General features: G+C 30.9%; 20 protein-coding genes. 14 read left to right on the forward strand and 6 right to left on the reverse strand.

The genetic code is table 11. From position 1 onward, the window contains the following. Positions 1–3: 3 nt before the first annotated feature. On the reverse strand, positions 4–492 hold the full coding sequence (locus Q4586_RS03380) for a SixA phosphatase family protein (RefSeq protein ID WP_068704412.1): 489 nt from the start codon (positions 490–492) through the stop codon (positions 4–6). Positions 493–522: 30 nt separating this feature from the next. After that, the gene (pdxH, locus tag Q4586_RS03385; RefSeq protein ID WP_303526315.1) at positions 523–1,170 is read right to left on the reverse strand and encodes a pyridoxamine 5'-phosphate oxidase; all 648 of its coding nucleotides are present in this window, start codon (positions 1,168–1,170) and stop codon (positions 523–525) included. Positions 1,171–1,403: 233 nt separating this feature from the next. Between pdxH and Q4586_RS03390 the strand changes: the two genes are divergently transcribed. After that, positions 1,404–3,563, forward strand: a complete 2,160-nt coding sequence (locus tag Q4586_RS03390) for a TonB-dependent receptor (protein ID WP_303526316.1) — start codon at positions 1,404–1,406, stop codon at positions 3,561–3,563. Positions 3,564–3,642: 79 nt separating this feature from the next. Here Q4586_RS03390 and Q4586_RS03395 read toward each other — a convergent pair whose 3' ends face one another. Then, the gene (locus Q4586_RS03395) at positions 3,643–6,705 is read right to left on the reverse strand and encodes a M43 family zinc metalloprotease (RefSeq protein ID WP_303526317.1); all 3,063 of its coding nucleotides are present in this window, start codon (positions 6,703–6,705) and stop codon (positions 3,643–3,645) included. Positions 6,706–7,405: 700 nt separating this feature from the next. On the opposite strand from Q4586_RS03395, the gene Q4586_RS03400 reads away from it, so the two are divergent. Together Q4586_RS03400 and Q4586_RS03405 are read left to right on the forward strand one after the other, a co-directional pair. Next, positions 7,406–8,032: a hypothetical protein gene (locus Q4586_RS03400; RefSeq protein WP_303526318.1), complete on the forward strand. Its 627-nt coding sequence runs from the start codon at positions 7,406–7,408 to the stop codon at positions 8,030–8,032. Between the two features lie 55 nt (positions 8,033–8,087). Then, complete coding sequence (locus tag Q4586_RS03405; protein ID WP_068704402.1) at positions 8,088–8,750, forward strand: HAD family hydrolase; 663 nt, start codon at positions 8,088–8,090, stop codon at positions 8,748–8,750. Between the two features lie 11 nt (positions 8,751–8,761). Here Q4586_RS03405 and Q4586_RS03410 read toward each other — a convergent pair whose 3' ends face one another. Then, positions 8,762–9,343, reverse strand: coding sequence for an SGNH/GDSL hydrolase family protein (locus tag Q4586_RS03410; RefSeq protein WP_303526319.1), 582 nt, complete (start codon positions 9,341–9,343; stop codon positions 8,762–8,764). Positions 9,344–9,445: 102 nt separating this feature from the next. Next, on the reverse strand, positions 9,446–11,092 hold the full coding sequence (locus Q4586_RS03415; protein WP_303526320.1) for a M1 family metallopeptidase: 1,647 nt from the start codon (positions 11,090–11,092) through the stop codon (positions 9,446–9,448). A 96-nt stretch (positions 11,093–11,188) separates the two neighbouring features. On the opposite strand from Q4586_RS03415, the gene Q4586_RS03420 reads away from it, so the two are divergent. From Q4586_RS03420 to Q4586_RS03435, 4 genes are all read left to right on the forward strand, one after another. After that, on the forward strand, positions 11,189–11,989 hold the full coding sequence (locus Q4586_RS03420) for an SDR family oxidoreductase (RefSeq protein WP_068704396.1): 801 nt from the start codon (positions 11,189–11,191) through the stop codon (positions 11,987–11,989). A 151-nt stretch (positions 11,990–12,140) separates the two neighbouring features. Then, on the forward strand, positions 12,141–12,794 hold the full coding sequence (gene fsa / locus Q4586_RS03425; protein WP_303526321.1) for a fructose-6-phosphate aldolase: 654 nt from the start codon (positions 12,141–12,143) through the stop codon (positions 12,792–12,794). Between the two features lie 121 nt (positions 12,795–12,915). Continuing rightward, complete coding sequence (menD, locus tag Q4586_RS03430; RefSeq protein WP_303526322.1) at positions 12,916–14,568, forward strand: 2-succinyl-5-enolpyruvyl-6-hydroxy-3-cyclohexene-1-carboxylic-acid synthase; 1,653 nt, start codon at positions 12,916–12,918, stop codon at positions 14,566–14,568. 1 nt (position 14,569) lies between these two features. Continuing rightward, entirely contained in the window at positions 14,570–14,983 is a 414-nt protein-coding gene (locus Q4586_RS03435; protein ID WP_303526323.1) for a S1 RNA-binding domain-containing protein, read from the forward strand. Positions 14,984–15,051: 68 nt separating this feature from the next. Here the strand turns inward: Q4586_RS03435 and Q4586_RS03440 are convergent, their stop codons facing one another. Then, positions 15,052–16,284 carry an alpha/beta hydrolase gene (locus Q4586_RS03440; protein ID WP_303526324.1) on the reverse strand — a complete coding sequence of 411 codons (1,233 nt, stop codon included), beginning with the start codon at positions 16,282–16,284 and terminating at the stop codon, positions 15,052–15,054. 93 nt (positions 16,285–16,377) lie between these two features. Between Q4586_RS03440 and Q4586_RS03445 the strand changes: the two genes are divergently transcribed. The 7 genes from Q4586_RS03445 (at position 16,378) to ftsY (ending at position 21,392) form a co-directional block, all read left to right on the forward strand. Then, on the forward strand, positions 16,378–17,217 hold the full coding sequence (locus Q4586_RS03445; RefSeq protein ID WP_068704386.1) for a 1,4-dihydroxy-2-naphthoyl-CoA synthase: 840 nt from the start codon (positions 16,378–16,380) through the stop codon (positions 17,215–17,217). Between the two features lie 186 nt (positions 17,218–17,403). Next, positions 17,404–18,012 (forward strand): fumarylacetoacetate hydrolase family protein, encoded by a 609-nt coding sequence (locus tag Q4586_RS03450; protein ID WP_068704821.1) that lies wholly within the window; start codon positions 17,404–17,406, stop codon positions 18,010–18,012. Positions 18,013–18,051: 39 nt separating this feature from the next. Continuing rightward, complete coding sequence (locus Q4586_RS03455; RefSeq protein ID WP_068704384.1) at positions 18,052–19,320, forward strand: competence/damage-inducible protein A; 1,269 nt, start codon at positions 18,052–18,054, stop codon at positions 19,318–19,320. Between the two features lie 236 nt (positions 19,321–19,556). After that, a complete protein-coding gene (gene rpmB / locus Q4586_RS03460) occupies positions 19,557–19,796 on the forward strand; it encodes a 50S ribosomal protein L28 (protein ID WP_068704819.1) in 240 nt (79 codons plus the stop codon). Between the two features lie 27 nt (positions 19,797–19,823). Further along, a complete protein-coding gene (gene rpmG, locus Q4586_RS03465; protein ID WP_029034962.1) occupies positions 19,824–20,006 on the forward strand; it encodes a 50S ribosomal protein L33 in 183 nt (60 codons plus the stop codon). A gap of 37 nt (positions 20,007–20,043) precedes the next feature. After that, positions 20,044–20,196 carry a DUF4295 domain-containing protein gene (locus Q4586_RS03470; RefSeq protein WP_068704382.1) on the forward strand — a complete coding sequence of 51 codons (153 nt, stop codon included), beginning with the start codon at positions 20,044–20,046 and terminating at the stop codon, positions 20,194–20,196. A 242-nt stretch (positions 20,197–20,438) separates the two neighbouring features. Continuing rightward, positions 20,439–21,392 (forward strand): signal recognition particle-docking protein FtsY, encoded by a 954-nt coding sequence (ftsY, locus tag Q4586_RS03475; protein WP_068704380.1) that lies wholly within the window; start codon positions 20,439–20,441, stop codon positions 21,390–21,392. Positions 21,393–21,469: the final 77 nt, after the last annotated feature.

The raw sequence follows: 21,469 nt of genomic DNA on the forward strand, positions 1-21,469 counted from the left end.
GATTTATCTATGGTTTTTAGGAAACTCTATTAAGGTAGTGTTTCCTTTTTTTATATCTTTCCAATGTTTGTCTTTAAATTGAATACCAATTACACCGCACGTAGTTACATGTGCTATTGGTTTATTACCAAATTTATTTACAAAACTATTTATTCCATGATCATGACTAAATACAATAGCACTGTCAAAACTATCATCTAAAGCTTTAACTGTTTTTACTAAGTACCCATCACTAAAACTGTATAATTGTTTTTTTATTTGCAGGTTAGATAGAGGGTATTTAAAATTTTCACAAAAAATAACGGCAGTATGTAAAGCTCTATTTGCACTACTTGAAAGAAATACATCTGGTCTTTTAATTTTTTTTGATAGATGTTTAGATAAAAAGTGAGCATCCTTAATACCACGTTCTTTTAGCGGTCTATCAATATCATCTACACCTTCGTATTTCCAAGAAGATTTTGCATGACGAACAATATATAGTGTTTTCATTTATTTTTTTAAAGCTATGTAAATATAAAACTAAGGAGCCAAACGTTCAAGTTTCCAAGAAAAATCTTTTTCTAAAGTATATCGCATTCTATCATGCATTCTATTAGGACGACCTTGCCAAAATTCAATCGAAATAGGTTTTACTAAAAAACCACCCCAATGTGATGGACGCGTAATTTCTTTTCCTTTAAATTTATCAGTGGTGTTTTTTAATTGTTTGTCAAGTATTTCACGAGACATAACAACTTCACTTTGGTTTGATGCCCAAGCGCCAAGCTTACTTCCGTTAGGTCTAGATTCAAAATAACCGTCTGATAAATTTTCGGCTAATTTTTCAGCTTTTCCTTTTATAATTATTTGTCGTTCTAAACCAGCCCAAAAAAAAGATAAACAAACGTTATTGTTGTTTAAAATAGCCTTTCCTTTTTCAGAATTATAATTTGTGTAAAAAATAAACCCTTCCCAAGTATATTTTTTAAGTAAAACAATTCTGTTTTTAGGAAAACCATCTAATCCAATTGAAGCAATATTCATGGCATTTGCCTCGTCTACCATTTCAGATGCATCTGCAGTAAAAAACCAATCTCTAAAAAGTTCAATTGGGTTTTCTGGGCAGTTTTCTTTTAGTAATTCTTGTTTTTCGTATGATTTTCTGTAATTGCTTAAATCGTGTGACATTGTAATTTTTTATGCTATGTAAAAATACATTTTTATCAAATATTTAAAACTTTTTTGATCTTAAAGTTTAGCAAGATTTGAAAAATGAGTAGCAAGATAGGACAAGTGTAATAATGAGTTGCTAATTAATTTGCGGTAAATAACAGTTGGGTAGTAATTTTATACAGTTGAGAATATATTTTTATACAAAACTTTAAAAAGAACTGATTTTTGAGCTATCAAATAACAAAACAATGAAACGATTATTATTTATTTTATGCTTATTAATTCAAAGTTATTTAATGGCGCAAACTACAATTACTGGAATTGTAACCGATAAAAAAGGAACACCAATTGAAGGAGCAAATGTATATTTAGACGGAACCTATGACGGAACATCATCTGATGAAAAAGGAAATTTTTCTTTTACAACATCAGCAAAAGGAACAAAAACATTAATCGTTTCCTTTATTTCTTTTGAAACGTTTTCAAAAACAGCATTAGTTACTGATTTTAATAAATTAATAATAAAATTAAGAGATGATGTAAATACATTAGATGCTGTAACTATTAATGCAGGAACTTTTGAAGCCGGTGATAATGCTAAAGTAACTGCTTTAAAACCGTTAGATGTGGTAACAACAGCAAGTGCGTTGGGAGATTTTGTTGGTGCTTTACAAACCTTACCAGGAACCTCAAAAGTTGATGAAGATGGTCGACTTTTTGTACGTGGAGGTGAAGCAGAGGAAACACAGATTTTTGTAGATGGAATGCGAGTGTTTACACCATACACGCCATCGGCAAATAACATTCCCACTCGCGGACGATTTTCGCCTTTTTTATTTAAAGGGATTACGTTTTCTACAGGAGGATATTCGGCGGAGTATGGGCAAGCTTTATCAAGCGTTTTATTGCTAAATACTACGGATGAAGCGGTTGAAGAAAAAACAGATTTGTCTTTTATGACCGTAGGTTTAGGGGTTGGAAACACGCAAATTTTTGGTGAGAATTCATTAAGTGTAAATGCTTCGTATGTAAACTTAGCACCATATCAAGCAGCATTTCCTGATAATAATCAATGGCATAAACCTATACAAGCGTTAAGCGGAGAGGCAGTGTATCGTTTTAAGTTTAAAAACGAATCAATGTTAAAAGTATATGGAGCTTTTAGTTATACTGATTTTGATTTAACGCAAGATGATATAAATTATGATGAAGGTGTACGTTTTGGGTTGAAAAATAGAAACTTATATTTTAACACATCGTACAAAAATAGTTTTGGAGATGGATGGAAAGTAGCAACTGGTATAAGTTTTACAAACGACCATTCTGACACTAAAGTTATCAATGATAAAATTATTGATGAAGAAAACTCTGCTCATGTAAAAGTAGCCTTGAAAAAACGTTTTTCAAATCGCTTTAAGTTAAGTTTTGGAGCAGAATATTTTGTTACCGATTTTAATGAGGATTACAAAAACAGTAGTAGTAATGAGAAATTTAATTACGGTTTTGATAATAATATTTTAGCAAGTTATGTTGAAGCTGATATATTTTTCTCAAAAAAGTTAGCATCAAAAGTTGGTGTTCGTGGTGAGTATTCTGAATTATTAAATCAGTTTACAGTTTCTCCAAGAGCATCAATAGCTTATAAATCGGGTGATAATTCGCAATTTTCGTTTGCTTACGGTCGTTTTTTTCAAAATCCTAAAAACGATTATTTAAAGTTTAACACCAGTTTTAAAGCCGAAAACACTTCTCATTTTATTGCGAACTATCAATATGTAAAAAATAAGCAAATTTTTAGGGTTGAGGCTTATTATAAAAATTATCAAAACTTAGTAAAGTATGATACGAATTTAACTTTACCAACCTCTAATTATTCAAATTTAGGAGCAGGCTATGCACAAGGAATTGATGTTTTTTGGAGAGATAATAAGAGTATTAAAAATACCGATTATTGGGTTTCATACTCGTATTTAGATACCAAAAGAGATTATAAAAGTTATCCGATAAAAGCAATGCCAAATTTTGCATCTGCACATAATTTATCGGTTGTAGGTAAGCATTTTATAACCGATTGGAAAAGTCAAGTAGGGGTAAGTTATAATTTTGCTTCTGGTAGAAATTATACAAATCCGAATAAAACAGGTTTTTTAAACAATAAGACTAAAAGTTATAACTCGGTAAGTGTAAACTGGGCGTATTTAATTAGTCAACAAAAAATATTGTATTTCTCAGTAAACAACGTTTTAGGAACTCAAAATATATTCGGGTACAATTATAAAAACACACCTAATATGAATGGTGTTTTTGATAGACAAGCAATTACACCAAATGCAGATAGATTTTTCTTTGTAGGTTTTTTCTGGACAATTAGCGATAATAAAAAAGATAATCAATTAGATAATCTATAACAGTATTATAAGAGTAATTTTTGATAAAAAAAGCCATCTGAATTCAGATGGCTTTTAGAACTAGTTAATAAAAATTGAATTATCTTATTAAAAGCTTTTTTAAAGTGATTCCTTTTTTTGTTTTCATTTTTAAAATGTACATTCCTTTGGTAAGGTGTTGTACAGAAAATTTATTTTTGTTTGTAAACTCTCCTACTTTTTTTCCTTGGATATTAAATAATTGAGCAGAAACATTTTCATTGGTAGTACTTCTTATGGTAATATAATCTGTAGCAGGATTTGGAAATACAGATAGTTGAAGTAATGTAGATGTTAATGAAGCAGTAGGACCTGTTACAGGAAGCGAAATATTTAGTTGATTACTCCATGCACTATTTTCAGTCGAGTTTTTTGCTCTAACTCTAAATGTGTAATTCGTGTCAGAATTTTGTTTCGATACCCAAAGATAATAAGTAGTAGAAGTACCTTCAGTTACCCAACTTCCGTTTTTAAGAAGTTGAACCTCGTAATCTGTAGCTCCAGAAACGGTATTCCAAGAAGCATAAAAACCTGTACTATATACTCCAGAGTCACCAATATTTTCAGGTGTTGGTAATGTAGGTGTAGGTTCGTTTCCACTTCCAGAAAATGAAACGGTATAATCTTCAGCTTCACCATCACCTATAACTGTACACGCATCTGTAGGTGAGCTATAATACTTCATAATTACACGCATTCTTGTAGTGCCAGAAGCAGCGTTATCAACAGTAAAGTTACCAGAAACAACTCCGTTACCAGAAAGACCATCTATAACTCTTTCAGAAGATTCAAATGTGTTATTTTTATTATAGTCAATAAAAATAGCCCAATGTTCAGTATAAGCAGAACCTGAAAAACCAGGTGTTAGACTAACACTAGTTGCATTTCCTGGAGTTAAATCAACTGTTTGAGAGGTGTGGTCTCCGTAACCATTAGCATCCACTCCAGAAGTGTTAGAAAAACTATCAATAGTTACATTTTGTATGTATTCATAAGTATTACTACCTGTAATAGTGCAGTAGTTTCCTCCACCAGTATCAGCATTTGTTGTTGCTGTTGTAGTGTTAGAATAACTTGAATTTGTATTTCCTGAGAAAGCACGAACTCTGTAAGAGTATGCTGTACTAGCAGTTAAAGCTGTATTAGTATAAGTAGTCACGTTGGCTGCTGAAGTAGTAATTACAGAAAAACTACCATTAGTATTCATTTTTTCAATAGTGAAGCCATCTTCGTTAGATGAATTATCTGACCAATTTAATACTATTTCAGATGGGGAATTAGAAGTGCTGGTTAAATTAGTTGGAGCGTTAACAGGAGTAGGGTTATTGTCAATTATTGTTTGCCCTGCTCGTATATCACCATTTGGCTTTGTTGAAAAAGCATATTCATATATAGTCATACCACTTCCGTCAGAGGTAACACTTGCCTTCATCCAGCCATGAATAGGCTCGTTATTATGAACAGCAGAAAAACCAATGTAACCAGTTTGTCCATCCCAACTAGTATGGCTTGAAGTTCTTAAATCTAATTGATCAGGGTATGCACCTGGTGCTGTAAAATTGCTACTAGTAGAAATTAGTTGGTTGTTGTTAAGTAAAGTAATGTTTCTGGTAGTAGAAGATGTAACTAATTTTTTACCGTATGTTTCTAACTTTAAATGAGTGCCAGTATATTGCCATGCACCATAAGCTCCGTCTCCATTTATTTTAGTAAGAGAAAACCACTTCCAAGTTGCTCCTGTACTTGCAGATGCATCAGCAATGTTTTCATAAATTATTTCAAAAGGATCGTAAAATTTAAAATTTAATCCTACAGAGGTGCATGATAAACTTTGGTTTGCACCAATAGCTGAATTGTTAAAAGTTAAATTAGCAACCAGATTGTTTGAAGTTAAATGATTGCTAGCAGTACCTGTAATAGTGATGTTTGCAGTTGTATATGATGTTGTTTGCACAGTTGCTGATAGTCCTTGTGGAAGAGTTAATAAATAATCTGTTCCAGAAATTAATGTTGCAGATGGTGAAGCAAAGTTTGCTCCAGTAACTGTTATTGTTGCCGATTGGTTAAATGAACCATTATTAGAAATAAGTTCTTTAACAATAGCGTTGTCTATACTTAGTGTAGCGCCAGAATTATTAACACCTGTGTCAATTAAGTTTTGTGATTGCCATAATGATTGACGAGCAGGGTGTTGTAAAGCTGCTAACATTCTATTAGTTTGCCCAACTGTAAACATTTTGTAACAACCATAAGCAGCTCCATTATATCCCATATAATTTTCGTAATTAATATAGTTTCCTTCGCAATTTGTACTCGGAGCACAACTTGTTCCTGTTGTAGACGCACCTTCAGGAGGTGTATCATTAACTTCATCATTAGGATAGGTACAACCACCGTCAAATGTATGTATAAGATTTAAAAAGTGCCCAAATTCATGAGTTAAAACAGAAGCAAATTCATCACCCGTATTCCCATGTAAATATTGACCATTATATACAACTCTAGCTGTGTTGCTATTAGACATTGATGTGTTTGGATACCACGCAACACCTGAGTTCGTAGACGAACCATCTGCATATAAATCACCTTGAATATAAACGTTCATGTATTTGTAGTTATCCCAAGCATCATTTGCTATTTGAGAATCGTAACCTCCGCCATTACCGTAACCAGACTTTTCTGGATAATAAACAACGCCCTCTGTACAGTTTCCATAAGGATCTAGTTTTGCTAATTTAAATTCGACGTTAAGTGTACTTTTTCTAGCGTTAAAATAAGAGTCTACAGTATTAAAATCTGGGTTTAAGCCTTGAAAGTCGTCATTTAATTTTTGCAAGGCGACTTTAATTTTATCTGTTGTAACTGTTTTTCCGTGCTGTATATCTCCATAGACATGAAATACAACAGGTATTGTATAGGTAGCAACTGCTGCTTTTTTACTTAGTTTATTTTTTGCTTGTTTTTTTGTGAATAAGTTAAATTTTTGATATTCAACTCTAGATTCTGGATGTTTTTTAAAATAAATTTCATTTTGTTCACTGGCTTTACAAGCATGTTCAGATTGTGAGTAACCTAAAAATGAAGTCAGTGCGAAAAACATAATTAAATAGTTAATTTTTTTCATAATTGAAGGGTTTTATTATTTTAATTAGTTAATTAAGTTGTAAAATTATGTTTTTGATATGGTTTTCATAATGCATAATTTACCTAAAATAGATACTATATTGTTGCTAATGTGTTGTTTTTGAGTGTTTTGTTGTGTATAATATTATTTGTCTGCGGTTTTTTAGTATCTAATTAAATTAATTAGATGGTTAAAAAGAAGATAGATTTAAAAATTACTTTTTTATTGAAAATTATTTTCAGGTTTGAATAAGAATTCAAAAAAATATTTAAGTGAAGAAAGAAAAGAAATGCAAAGAAGTATTTTAATAGTGATATTATTTATAAGCGGAGCTATAATTATTATGGTTTAAGAAAAATATATAATTACTTTATGGGTAGGGAGTTAAATCTAATAAAGGAGGTTTATTTGTAGCTCTTTATAATACAGAAATTATCTTGTAAAAAAAAGCCAGTAAATAGCACCATTGTAAAAGTAGTGGTAATCGTTTTAAAAGACATTTCGGAAGGAGCATAGGCTATTTTTGATTTTTCATGATATTAGCGATAATAAAAAAGACAATCAATTAAATAATCTATAAAAACAACAATTCGGTTATAAAAACTTACAGTTCGGTTTTCTTTTTTATAGAAAACATGACAAAGTGAAGATATTTGAAGTGTCAAAAAAAATAAACTAAAAATCAATTAAACTAAGAAACATGAAAAAAGTAATTACACTAATAGTATTAGCATTTGCTATAAACTTATCAGCACAAAGTGAATATGAAAAAGGAATGACAAAAGCATTTTCACTTTGGAGCACGAATAACAGTACCGAAGCAGGGCAATTATTTGAACGAATTTCTAATGCTGAAAAAGATAAATGGTTACCACCTTTTTATGCAGCAACGGTTCAAATATTAGAATGTTTTCAAATAAAAGATGAAAATACATTAAAATCAAAATTAACAAAAGCGCAAACGTTTATCGATTTAGCAACTAAAAATTCGCCCAATAATCCTGAAATATTAATTACACAAGCACTTTTAAATACGGCGTATATTGTTTTTGATGGTCAAAAGTATGGTATGTCAATGTCTATGAAAAACACTGCTTTGTATGCAAAGGCATTAAAAATAGCGCCGAATAATCCAAGAGTTATTTTTAGTAAAGCAGAATCAGACATAGGAGCGGCTCGTTTTTTTGGTCAGTCTACAGCTCCATTTTGTAAAGATGTAAAAAGAGCGATTACTTTAAGTAAAGAAGAAAAAATAACAGTAAAGTTTTATCCTACGTTTTTGTTAAAAAGAGCAGAAGAAGTATTGAGTAAATGTGAAGCAAAATAATCACCTTCTCTAAAGTCAATTGTTTACTTTTGTAGCACAACACAAACTAAAAACAATGGCTTTAAAAGCAGTTTTATTCGACATGGATGGTGTAATTGTAGACACTGAACCGTTACACAAACAAGCATATTTTTTAATGTTTGCTAAAGTAGGTATTAACGTTTCTCAAGAACAATATAATGCGTACACAGGGCAATCAACAATTGAAATTTGTAAAGATTTAGTAAATACTTTTAATTTATCAATAGCAGCTACAGAGTTAGTTGCTTATAAAAGAGCTTTTTTTAAAGAGCTCTTTTTTTCTGATGATAATGATTTGCAATTGTTAGACGGAGTTTTAGATCTAATTAAAAATTATTACACAAACGGGGTTACGTTGGTTTTAGCATCATCAGCTTCAATGGTAACTATTAATAACGTTTTTAATAAGTTTGATTTAAATCAATATTTTAAAGGTAAAATTAGCGGAGCCGATTTAAAGGCGTCAAAACCACACCCTGAAATTTTTATAAAAGCAGCTGAAATTGCTGGTTTTGATAAAAAAGAATGTTTGGTAATTGAAGATTCTACCAACGGAATTAGAGCAGCTTATGATGGCGGAATTTATTGTGTAGCTTATAAAAGTGAACACTCTAAAGCACAAGATTATTCGTTAGCTCAAAAGGTAATATCTAATTATTCAGAAATTGAATATGAGTTTGTTAAAGATGTAGTATAGTTTTTAGAAAGCTAATGATTTTCAACTAACTGAATCATTTTTAAGAATGACTTTTTATTAGTTGTCCATTTTTTATAGTCTTTAAATGATAATTGCTGAAGTTTTTTAGTTGGATGTAATTGATGAAATATTGTTAATGGAACTAAAAAACTTCCAGCTTTTGATGGATGAAAATTATCGTAATCATATAAGTTATATAAGGTTTTATCTAAATTGTATTCTTTCCAGATTTCGCCAACAGGAAAAAGTATAGCGTTATTTTTGGCTGCTGCTATTTTATGATTTTCAATAACTTTATTAAAAGTATGATAATAGCGTTTTGATGGCCATACCATAAAGTAGCCTAACTTTATATTATGGTTATTACAAAGTTTTTTTATTTTCTCACCATCTTCAATTAACATTCTTTTTCCTTCTGATTGAGATGATGGACCTTGTTGAATTATTAAATAATCGAATTTGTTTTTTGCTAATAATCTTTGAAGTTTTCCTTCATTTATATGATCAATAATAGCGTAATTAGGAAAACATAAACTCTTTGTTTTTATTGATACTCCTTGTTTTTTGCCAATATATTCTAATATTTTAGGCATGTTGTTAGCGTATGTTAAGCTGTTGCCTACAAATAAAACATTTTGAGAATGTAATGAAAGTTGGGTGAGTACCAGTAAAAAGAATAGTTTTTTCAAAATAGTTTAATTTACATTTTTACTATTTACATAAAAGTTTTTGTCTACTTTAATTTTAATTGAATTAACGTTCGTAGTTTGCCATTTTTCAGTTGGATGTAACAGTTGTTTTTTACCATTAACAAAAATATTTAAAGGCATTTTAAAACCGTTTATTACGTTGTTCCAACGATAAGAAAGTTGGTTATTTGTTATTTTATATTCAAAAACAGGAATTTTAACAGTGCGCAAATATTGATTAAAAATGGTGCCTAAATCGATTTCAGATTGCTGCGAAATATAGTTTTCAACTTGCTTTGTATTTACCGTTTTATGGTAGAAAACTTTGTTTAATCCGCGTAAAATTTGTCGCCATTTTTTATCATTATCAATTAAAGTTCTAATAGTATGTAGCATATTGGCTCCTTTGTAATACATATCGCCAGAACCTTCGCTGTTCACATCATATTGCCCAATAATAGGAATATCATTTTGTATACTTCTACGAGTACCAATTACGTATTCAGCAGATGCTTTTTTGCCATAATAATAATCTAAAAATAGGTTTTCTGAATATGCTGTAAAACTTTCATGAATCCACATATCGGCAATGTCAATATTGGTAATGTTATTAGCAAACCACTCGTGTCCAGATTCGTGAATAATAATAAAATCGAATTTTAAACCCCAGCCAGTTCCTGATAAATCTCTACCTAAGTATCCGTTCATATATTGATTTCCGTAGGTAACAGAACTTTGGTGTTCCATACCTAAATAAGGTGCTTCAACGAGTTTAAAACCATCTTCATAAAAAGGATATTTACCAAACCAATGCTCAAAAGCTTTCATCATTTTAGGAGCATCTTTAAACTGTTTTTTTGCTTTTTCTAAATTATCACGCAATACATAATAATCCATATCAAGTATTCCGTCTTCACCATTATATTTTTCAGAAAAATGCACGTAATCACCAATATTTACATTTACTCCGTAATTATTAATCGGGTTATTTACAAACCAATGATACGTTGTTGTATTATCTTTATGATGTTCGGTTTTACGTAATTTTCCGTTAGAAATATTCATTAAATTTTTAGGTACACGCACACTAATTGCCATACTATCTACTTCATCGTACATATGGTCTTTATTAGGCCACCAAACACTAGCACCTAAGCCTTGGCAAGAGGTAGCAGCAAAATGGTTTCCGTTAGTATCTTTTTTCCATGAAAAACCACCATCCCAAGGTGCGCGAATAGCTTCTTTTGGAAAGCCTTCGTAATAGATATCTAACGAATTTATGTTACCAATTTTTTGTTTGTCTTTTAAATGAATAAAATGCGCGTTTCCATTGGTAACTACTTTTAATTTTTTTCCGTTCTGAATTACTTTTATAATTTTTAACGGAGCCTGCAAATCAATTTGTAAAACATTATGAGGTTTTAAAACTTTGTACTGCACGGTATTTTTTCCGTTGATAAATTTTTTATCAGGATTTACACTAATGTCTAAATGATAGTAGGTTAAATCCCACCAAATTCTTTCAGGAGTAATAGATCCTCGTAAAGAGTCTTGTTTTGTAAAGGTTTTAGAATGGTTAAACAAAGATGTTTGTGCCAAAAGACTAAAACTGATTAAAAAAAATAACGCGCTAAAAATATATTTTTTACTCATAACTATTAAAATCTTGTAATATCTGGCTAAGATAAGTGATTAAACTCTTTTTTTATTGCGACTAACTTTAAGATATTTGCTTAAAAATTATTTAAAATGTCTAAAGTTATTCTAATAACAGGTGCTTCTTCAGGAATTGGAAAAGCAATTGCTACGTATTTACATGCTAAAAATTACACAGTTTACGGTACAAGTAGGAATCCTGATAAACTTAATTTACCCTTTAATATGGTTGCTTTAGATGTTACTGATGCCAAAACAATACAAACTGCAATTGCTAAAATAATACAAAAAGAAGGTAAAATTGATGTGTTAATTAATAATGCTGGTAAAGGAATAACGGGATCGATAGAAGATACTCCGACTGATGAAATGCGTGCTAATTTTGATACCAATTTTTTTGGGGTTATTGATGTTATTAAAACAGTATTGCCGCAAATGCGTAAGCAAAAATCAGGTGTTGTTATAAATGTTACTTCGATAGCGGGTTATATGGGGTTACCTTTTAGAGGAATTTATTCGGCAAGTAAAGGCGCTTTAGAGTTGGTAACTGAAGCCTTAAGTATGGAGGTGAAAAGTTTTGGTGTTAAGATGATAAATGTAGCTCCAGGTGATTTTGCAACTAATATTGCTTCGGGTAGGTATCATACGCCAGTATATGAAGATTCGGCATATAAAGAAAAATATACTGAAAATTTAGCTTTAATGGATGGGCATGTAAGTTCTGGAATGGATCCTTTAGTAATGGCAAAAGCGATGCATCAAATTATAGAAAAAAGTAATCCGAAGATTCATTATAAAATAGGCGGATTTATGGAGAAGTTTTCAGTTGTTTTAAAACGTGTTTTACCAGATAAAACTTACGAAAAGTTATTAATGAATCATTATAAATTGTAAATTTGTATAGTATTTTGCGTTAGGGATTGCAGCATTTGTTTGAGCTCTTTTTAATTATTGAACGTAGTGAAATTATTAAAAAAGCGAGTGCGTAAAGCCCGCTCGAACGCCCAAAAATAAATAACACAACTTCAAAATAAATTATAATAGCATGAAATTTTTTATAGATACAGCTAACTTAGATCAAATTAAAGAGGCGCAAGCTTTAGGTATTTTAGATGGAGTAACTACAAATCCGTCTTTAATGGCAAAGGAAGGAATTACTGGTGAGGCAAATATTATTAACCATTACAAAGCAATTTGTGAGTTGGTTCATGGTGATGTTTCTGCTGAGGTGATTTCAACAGATTTTGACGGAATGGTAAAAGAAGGTGAGGCATTGGCTGCTTTAAATCCGCAAATTGTGGTAAAATTACCAATGATAAAAGACGGAATAAAAGCGTGTAAATATTTTTCATCAAAAGGAATTAAAACAAACGTAACTTTAGTGTTTTCAGCAGGGCAAGCTTTATTAGCTGCAAAGGCTGGAGCAACCTATGTTTCTCCGTTTATTGGTCGTTTAGACGATATTTCTACAGATGGATTAAATTTAATCTCTGAAATTCGCCAAATTTATGATAACTATATGTTTGATACTCAAATTTTAGCAGCATCAGTACGTCACACAATGCATATTATTGATTGTGCTAAATTAGGCTCTGACGTAATGACAGGTCCTTTAAGTGCTATTGAAGGTTTGTTAAAACACCCTTTAACCGATATTGGTTTGGCTAAGTTTTTAGCAGATTATAAAAAAGGAAACTAGCCAACTTAGTTGGTTTTTGTTTGAAAAAAGTTAGAGGGTAGAAAATGTTTTACTTTTTGACTTTTTTTTGCGTTATAACTTTTTGACTTTGTAACTTTGCAGCTTTGTTACTCTAAAAAAAATGTATCCCAAAAAACCTTTAGCACAACTCGTTATTTCAGCCTGTAATCAATTTAATATTGATACGGTTGTAATTTCGCCTGGGTCAAGAAACGCACCGTTAACTATTGGGTTTTCAAATCACCCAAACATAAAAACGTTGAGTGTTGTTGATGAGCGATGTGCTGCTTTTTTTGCAATGGGAATTGCTCAACAAAAACGCAAACCTGTGGCTATTATTTGTTCATCTGGTTCGGCATTGCTAAATTATTATCCTGCAATAGCAGAAGCTTTTTATAGTAATATTCCGTTGGTGGTAATTTCAGCAGATAGGCCAAAACATTTAATTGATATTGGCGACGGACAAACCATTCGTCAAGAAAATGTGTTTGAAAATCATATTTTGTTTTCTGCGAACTTGATAGAAGAAAAAAATAAATTAACAAATAACACCGATTTATTAAGGAAAGCTTTACAGATAGCAATCACTAAAAAAGGACCGATACATATTAATGTTCCTTTTGATGAACCGTTGTATGAAACAGTTGATGATTTAAAAGAATTTAATTTTTTGAACGTCATTGCGAACGAAGTGAAACAATCTGTTAACTATCAAAAACTATTTGAAATTTGGAATTCTTCAACTAAAAAAATGATTTTAGTAGGGAGTAATTTTCCAGATACTGAATTACAAAGCTTACTTGATGCGTTTACAGAAGATGAATCTGTATTGGTTTTAACCGAAACAACTTCTAATTTATACCATCCAAAATTTATCAATTCGATTGATAAGTTAATATTTCCGCTAACGGAAGATGATTTTTCAGAGTTACACCCCGATGTTTTAATTACCTTGGGAGGGATGGTGATTTCAAAAAAAATAAAACAGTTTTTAAGAAAACACCAACCAAAACAACATTGGCATATTGATGAATTAAAAGCAATGGATACTTACCATTGTTTATCGGAATTTGTACAAGAAAATCCAGTAGTATTTTTTAAACATTTAAACGATCATAAAGTTGTTGTAAAAAGTGATTATCAAAAAAAATGGTTGAGTAAAAAAACAGCTAGAAATAAAAAGCATGAGGAATATTTACGTAATTGTGAATATTCTGATTTAAAAGTTTTTGAAAGTATTTTAAGTTTTACTCCTAATAATTCACAGGTTCAAATAAGTAATAGTTCTACCATAAGATACTCTCAGTTATTCGATTTAGATAAAACATTACACGTGTTTTGTAATCGTGGTACCAGCGGAATTGATGGGAGTACTAGTACAGCAATTGGCGCTGCTTATGCTTATAAAAAACAAACTACCTTTGTAACCGGTGATTTGAGTTTTTTTTATGATAGTAATGCGTTATGGAATGCAAATATTCCGAATAACTTTAGAATTATTATTTTAAACAACGCGGGTGGCGGAATTTTTAGATTTATTCCTGGTCCTTTAAAAACAAATGCAGCTGATTACTTTGAAACACCTCATAATTTAACTGCTGAGCATTTGGCAAAAATGTATAATTTTAAATATGTAACTGTTTCAAATATAGAAGAATTAGATATTGAATTAAATGATTTTTATTCAGTATCAAATCAACCAAAAATAATGGAGATTTTTACTCCAAAAGAAATAAATGATGTAGTTTTAAAGAACTATTTTAAAAACTTATAGAATGGAATTACAAGAAGGAGATCAGATAAACTTAAAAATAATTGAGCAAACACCATTAGGATACACTGTTTTGATTGATGATGAATTTGATGGTTTGTTATTTAACAGTGAAGTTTATCAAGATGTAGAAGAGGGGATGGAAACTTATGGCTATGTTAAAAATATAAGAGAAGATGGTAAAATTGATGTTACTTTACGACCTCAAGGTTTTAGAAATGTAATTGATACTGATACCGATGTGATTTTAAGAAAATTAGACGAAAAAGGTTTTTTAATGCTTACCGATAAAAGCTCGCCAGATGCAATTAAATTTCGTTTACAAATGAGTAAAAAAGCATTTAAAAGAGCTGTTGGAAGCTTGTATAAAGATAAAAAAATCTTATTAAAAGAAGATAGAATAGAGTTGGTGAAGTAATTCTTAATAATATCAAATAAAAAAACCGCAATCTAATTAGGTTGCGGTTTTTTATTTGATATGTAATACTATTGCTTTTCTTCTTCTTGATTATCTTCTTCGGGTAAATCCTCTATAATTTCTTCCTTTGGTTGGCTTTCTTTTAAATCTGTTACTCGTTTAATATTTTCATAAAAAGCGTTTGCATTTGGATTAGAAGGTTCCATTTTTCCATAAGCAGCTTTGTAATAAAACTCAGCTTTTTCGTAATCTTTTCCTTTTTCGTAATATTTACCTACATAAAAATCTCCTATGTGAGAGTTTGGGTATTTAATCATTACAAAATCACCTAAAACTCTAAGATAGTCACCATCTAGTTTGTCAATAACAATTCCTTCAATGGCAAAAATATCATCTAAACGAACATTTAAGTTAGAGCCGTATAAATACTGAATATCTAAATACTTTTTTTCTACATATTTAATAGCTTCTAAAGGATCTAAGTCTTTAATTTTTGAGTCAAATTCACTTTTAGTTATTTTAGCATATAAGTAAAACATTTTTTCAAAAGCTCTAGGAATTGTTTCACCAATAACAGATAAATGATTAGGAGCATTGGTAAATTTATCAAAAGTAAAGTGCATGTTTTCTGCATTAAAAGAAGATAAAAAAGTGCCTAATTGATTAAAGTAATCATTTTGTTTAGTGGTAATGAATTTTTTATTGTTACTCGCGTATAAAAAATAGGAGTTGTCAATAGAGGCAAGTCTGTTTAAAGAGTAAGATTCGATTCTACTTGCGCTATATTGAGTAAGTTTTGGGGTAATACAAATCAATGAATTAAAAATAGGTTCAGCATCTTCTAAAAAATAGGTAATAAAATCAGCACCTTTCCCTTCTGCCGCAATAGTCATAAAAGGTGAAGTTCGGTAATTTACTTCCATGTGAGGAATTAACTCATTTTTTATAAATTTCTGGAATTTTTTAGCACTTTCAGTTAACGCATTGTTAGATGGGATAATACCAACATCATTGTTATAAGTCGTTTCCATCTCTATCCCAACAACTATTTGTCTAGGAGCTTTGTCGGTATTGGCATATAATTTAGCATTTCCTACATACATATCAAAAAGATATTGATCACCTAAAACAATCGCTAAAGGATAATTTACCGTTTCGTCCTTGTCATAATTTTTAGGAACATAAATTTTTACAGCTCTACCTTTTGTAAATTCTTTAGAGCTAATGTTTTCAGGAATTATTTTTTGTGAAAAAAGACTTGTAGTTATTAATAAAGTAACTAAAAAATATAGTTGTTTCATAGGATTTGTATTATATCGTTCAAATATAAAAAAGAAAAACAAAGTTATTATGTTATTTTTGCGCTAACTTACTAACGATAATATTTTAAAATTATGATACAACCTCAATGGAAAGTTGCCAAAGAGTACGAAGATATTACTTATAAAAAGTCGCATAATGTAGCGAGAATAGCGTTTAACAGGCCAAATGTGCGTAATGCATTTCGTCCGCACACAACATCTGAATTGTTAGATGCTTTTCAAGATGCTCATGAAGATACAAATATCGGAGTTGTATTATTATCTGCCGAAGGACCATCAACAAAAGATGGAGTTTGGAGTTTTTGCTCTGGAGGAGATCAAAATGCAAGAGGGCACCAAGGTTATGTAGGTAAAGATGGTTATCATCGATTAAATATATTAGAAGTACAACGATTAATCAGATTTATGCCAAAAGCAGTAATTTGTGTGGTTCCAGGTTGGGCAGTTGGTGGCGGACATAGTTTGCATGTAACTTGTGATTTAACTTTGGCAAGTAAAGAGCATGCTATTTTTAAGCAAACCGATGCCGATGTAACATCATTTGATGCAGGGTACGGGTCGGCATATTTAGCAAAAATGGTTGGGCAGAAAAAAGCACGTGAAATTTTCTTTTTAGGAAGAAATTATTCGGCACAAGAAGCTTATGATATGGGAATGGTAAATGCAGTTGTGCCTCACGACGAATTAGAACAAACGGCTTTTGATTGGGCACAAGAAATTTTAGAAAAGTCACCAACATCAATAAAAATGTTAAAGTTTGCCATGAACTTAACAGATGATGGTATGGTGGGGCAGCAAGTATTTGCAGGTGAAGTAACACGTTTAGCTTATATGACTGATGAAGCAAAAGAAGGTCGTGATGCGTTTTTAGAAAAGCGCAAGCCAAACTTTCCAAAAACATGGATTCCATAGAGCGGAGTATTTAGTTTGTCAATTTGATAAAGTATTACGAGGCAGCCTTATAGTTATATTGCTTCATTTTATTTGCAATGACGCTCTAGCTTAAAAAATTAATATTGTTGTTACGAGAAAGTGTGGCAAAGTAATCTTATGGTTGGATTGCTTTATTTTATTCGAATAGATACCTCTATTTTAAATATGAAAATAATTTGTATTGGGCGCAATTACGCAAAGCATATTGAAGAATTAGCAAATGAAAAACCAGAAAACCCTGTTGTTTTTTTAAAACCAGATTCAGCAATTCTTCCTAAAAAAATGCCTTTTTTTATTCCTCCTTTTTCTGATGATATTCATTACGAGGTTGAGGTTTTGGTTAAAATAAATAAGGTAGGAAAACACATATCTCCAAAATTTGCTCCTAAATATTATGATGAAATAGGATTGGGAATTGATTTTACCGCACGCGATGTACAAGCAAAGTGTAAAGAAAAAGGATTGCCTTGGGAAAAAGCAAAAGCTTTTGACGGGAGTGCGGTTATTGGTGAGTTTTACCCGAAGGAAGCATTTAATTTAGAAAACATTTCTTTTCAGTTACATAAAAATGAAGAAATAGTTCAAGATGGAAAAACGGAATCTATGTTGTGGAAAATTGATGAGTTAATAAGTTACGTATCGCAATATTTTACCTTAAAAAAGGGAGATGTTATTTTTACAGGAACTCCAGCCGGAGTAGGAAAAGTGGCAGAAAACGATGTGTTAACAGGAATAATTGAAGGCAAACAGTCTTTTCAGATTAAAGTAAAGTAATTATAATCCCGCTTTTTGCGGGATTTTTTAATAAAAAATATGAAAGCAGAAATAATAACAATTGGAGACGAAATTCTTATTGGTCAAATAGTAGATACAAATTCACAATGGATTGGTCAAGAATTAAATAAAATTGGTGTTTCAGTATATCAAATAACTTCAATTCAAGATGAAAGACAACATATTTTAAATGCGTTAAAAGAAGCTGAAACTAGAGCCGATATTGTAATCTTAACTGGAGGTCTTGGGCCAACAAAAGATGATATTACTAAAAAAACAATTGCCGAATATTTTAATGATGATAAGGTTGTTGAATATCCAGAAGTGATTGAACATATAAAAGGTTTATTCAAAAAAATAAAACATCCGTTCAACGAAGTACAACGCTATCAAGCGGAATTACCCTCGAAAGCAACCCTGTTAATGAATCATTTTGGTACAGCGCCAGGAATGTGGTTTTATGAGAATAACACTATTTTTGTATCATTACCAGGAGTTCCTTATGAAATGAAAGGGTTAATTAGTAATACTGTTTTACCTAAAATTCAAAAAAAGTTTAAGCTGCCATTTATTTTACATAAAACAATTATGACAGTTGGTGTAGGTGAAACTATCATTGCAGAAAGAATTGAAGAATGGGAAAACAATTTGCCAACACATATTAAAATAGCTTATTTACCTTCTTTCGGTAAGGTTCGTTTGCGAGTTTCGGCAAAAGGGAATAATAAAGAATGTTTAGAAAAAGAGGTAGCCGACAAAATTTCATTATTACATGCTTTAATTTCAGATGTAATTGTTGGCTATGATGATGAAGCATCTATTGAAAAAAGCGTAACAACTTTATTAAAAAACAACAACAAAACATTAAGCGTAGCCGAAAGCTTAACAGGCGGTAAAATTGCAGCACAATTAGTGTCGGTACCAGGAGCTTCATCTTACTTTAAAGGTGGTTTTATTACGTATACAGCCGAATTGAAAATGCAATTACTTGGTGTGAAAAAAGAAGTGATTGAAAAATATACGGTTGTAAGTAAGCAGGTTGCTAAAGAAATGGCAGTAGGTTGCTTAGAAAAGTTAAAAACAGATTATGCAATTGCAGTAACAGGAAACGCAGGTCCCACCACCGATCATAACGATAAAAGTATTGGTTTGGTTTATATCGCTATCGCTAGCCAAAGTAATGTTGAAGTACATGAATTTAACTTTGGTCAACCTAGAGAAAAGGTAATAAACAGAACAGTTACAAAAGCATTTGAATTATTAAATGCAAGTCTTTTAAAAGTTAACAAAAGCTTATTGTCAGATTAATGTTGTTACTATGAAAGTGTTTGCACATAAGTTTTTAAAAAATTAATAATATAGGTTATTTTTATTAAAATAATTTGTAAATTTGCAAACTGTTACAATACCGATGGGTTAGATGCTTAACCTCAGTTAGAATAGATCAAAAATAATAAGAATTTAAATGAGTTTTTTTTGCGCAATAAATATAAATGCGTAAATTTGCACCTCGTTTAGAAATAATACTAAAAACTGTCAAGAAGATGTCTAGAGTTTGTGAACTTACAGGAAAAAAAGCAATGGTTGGGAACAATGTTTCTCACGCATTAAATAGAACTAAAAGAAAATTTAACGCTAATTTAATGACTAAGCGTTTTTATATACCTGAAGAGGATAAGTGGATTACCTTAAAAGTATCTGCTTCTGCGTTAAAAAATATTAATAAAAAAGGAATCTCTGCTGTGATTAAAGAAGCTAGAGTTAATGGTTTCTTAACGAAATAATTCCTTACTAGATAAAATTTTACAGAGATGGCAAAAAAAGGAAACAGAGTTCAGGTTATATTAGAATGTACTGAGCACAAAGCAACTGGAAAACCAGGAACTTCACGTTATATCACTACAAAGAACAAAAAAAATACTCCTGATAGAATGGAATTAAAGAAATTTAATCCAATCTTAAAGAAGATGACAGTTCATAAAGAAATTAAATAATTATAAAGTTTTTTAAACTTTAAAAAACCTATAAGACATGGCAAAGAAATCAGTAGCATCGTTACAAACAGGAGCAAAAAGATTAACTAAAGCAATTAAAATGGTAAAATCTCCAAAGACAGGAGCTTACACATTTGTTGAAGCTATTATGGATCCTTCAAAAGTAAACGATTTTATCGCGAAAAATTAATACTTTTTTCATAAAATAAATAAAAGCTACTTTCATAAGAGAGTAGCTTTTTTTTTGTGCTAAAAAACTGTATTTTTGGGCGTTACCCTTTGGGTCAGGCTTTCGGCAGTCGCTCTCTGCGAGGAGCTTCAACAAAAGCCTCAATCCTTAACGCGAGCGCAACAACTTAATGACAATTTGACTAAAATATAGCTTTGGTACAATTTTTAAGCTATTTTAAAAGCGATTATAAAATTTAAAAAATGAGTTTTTTTAAAAAAATATTCTCAACAGAGAAAAAAGAAACATTAGATAAAGGATTAGAAAAAACAAAAACAAGTTTTTTTTCAAAGTTATCTAAAGCCGTTGCAGGAAAAACAAAGGTAGATGATGATGTTTTAGATAATTTAGAAGAAATATTAGTATCATCAGATGTTGGCGTAGCTACTACACTTAAAATTATTGATAGGATTGAAGCAAGAGTAGCTAAAGACAAATATTTAGGAACCGAAGAATTAAATCAAATTCTTAGAGAAGAAATTGCAGGACTTTTATCTGAAACCAATACTGTAGATGCTTCTGATTTTACAATACCAGCAAACACAAAGCCATACGTATTAATGGTTGTGGGTGTAAACGGAGCAGGTAAAACCACTACGATAGGTAAATTAGCAGCACAATTTAAAAAGAAAGGCTTAAAAGTTGTTTTAGGAGCAGCTGATACTTTTAGAGCAGCAGCGATAGATCAATTACAAGTTTGGGCTGATAGGACAGGTGTTCCTATCATACGTCAAGAAATGGGTTCTGATCCAGCTTCTGTAGCGTTTGATACTGTTAAATCAGGTGTAAATCAAGATGCAGATGTTATCATTATTGATACCGCAGGTCGTTTACATAACAAGGTTAACTTAATGAACGAGTTAACGAAGATTAAGCGTGTAATGCAAAAAGTAGTACCAGATGCACCACATGATGTGTTATTAGTTTTAGACGGATCAACAGGACAAAATGCTTTTGAACAAGCAAAACAATTTACCAAAGCAACTGAAGTAACATCACTAGCGGTTACTAAATTAGACGGTACAGCAAAAGGTGGTGTGGTAATTGGTATTTCAGATCAGTTTCAAATACCTGTAAAATATATTGGAGTAGGTGAAGGTGTAGATGATTTGCAAGTATTTAATAAATATGAATTTGTAGATTCATTTTTTAAATAAGAGTTTTTATAAATTATAAACACCTTTCTTAAATGAAAGGTGTTTTTTTTATAATATAGATTACTAAAAGTAATTAT

It is taken from the genome of Tenacibaculum soleae, assembly GCF_030549005.1.
Classification (GTDB): domain Bacteria; phylum Bacteroidota; class Bacteroidia; order Flavobacteriales; family Flavobacteriaceae; genus Polaribacter; species Polaribacter soleae.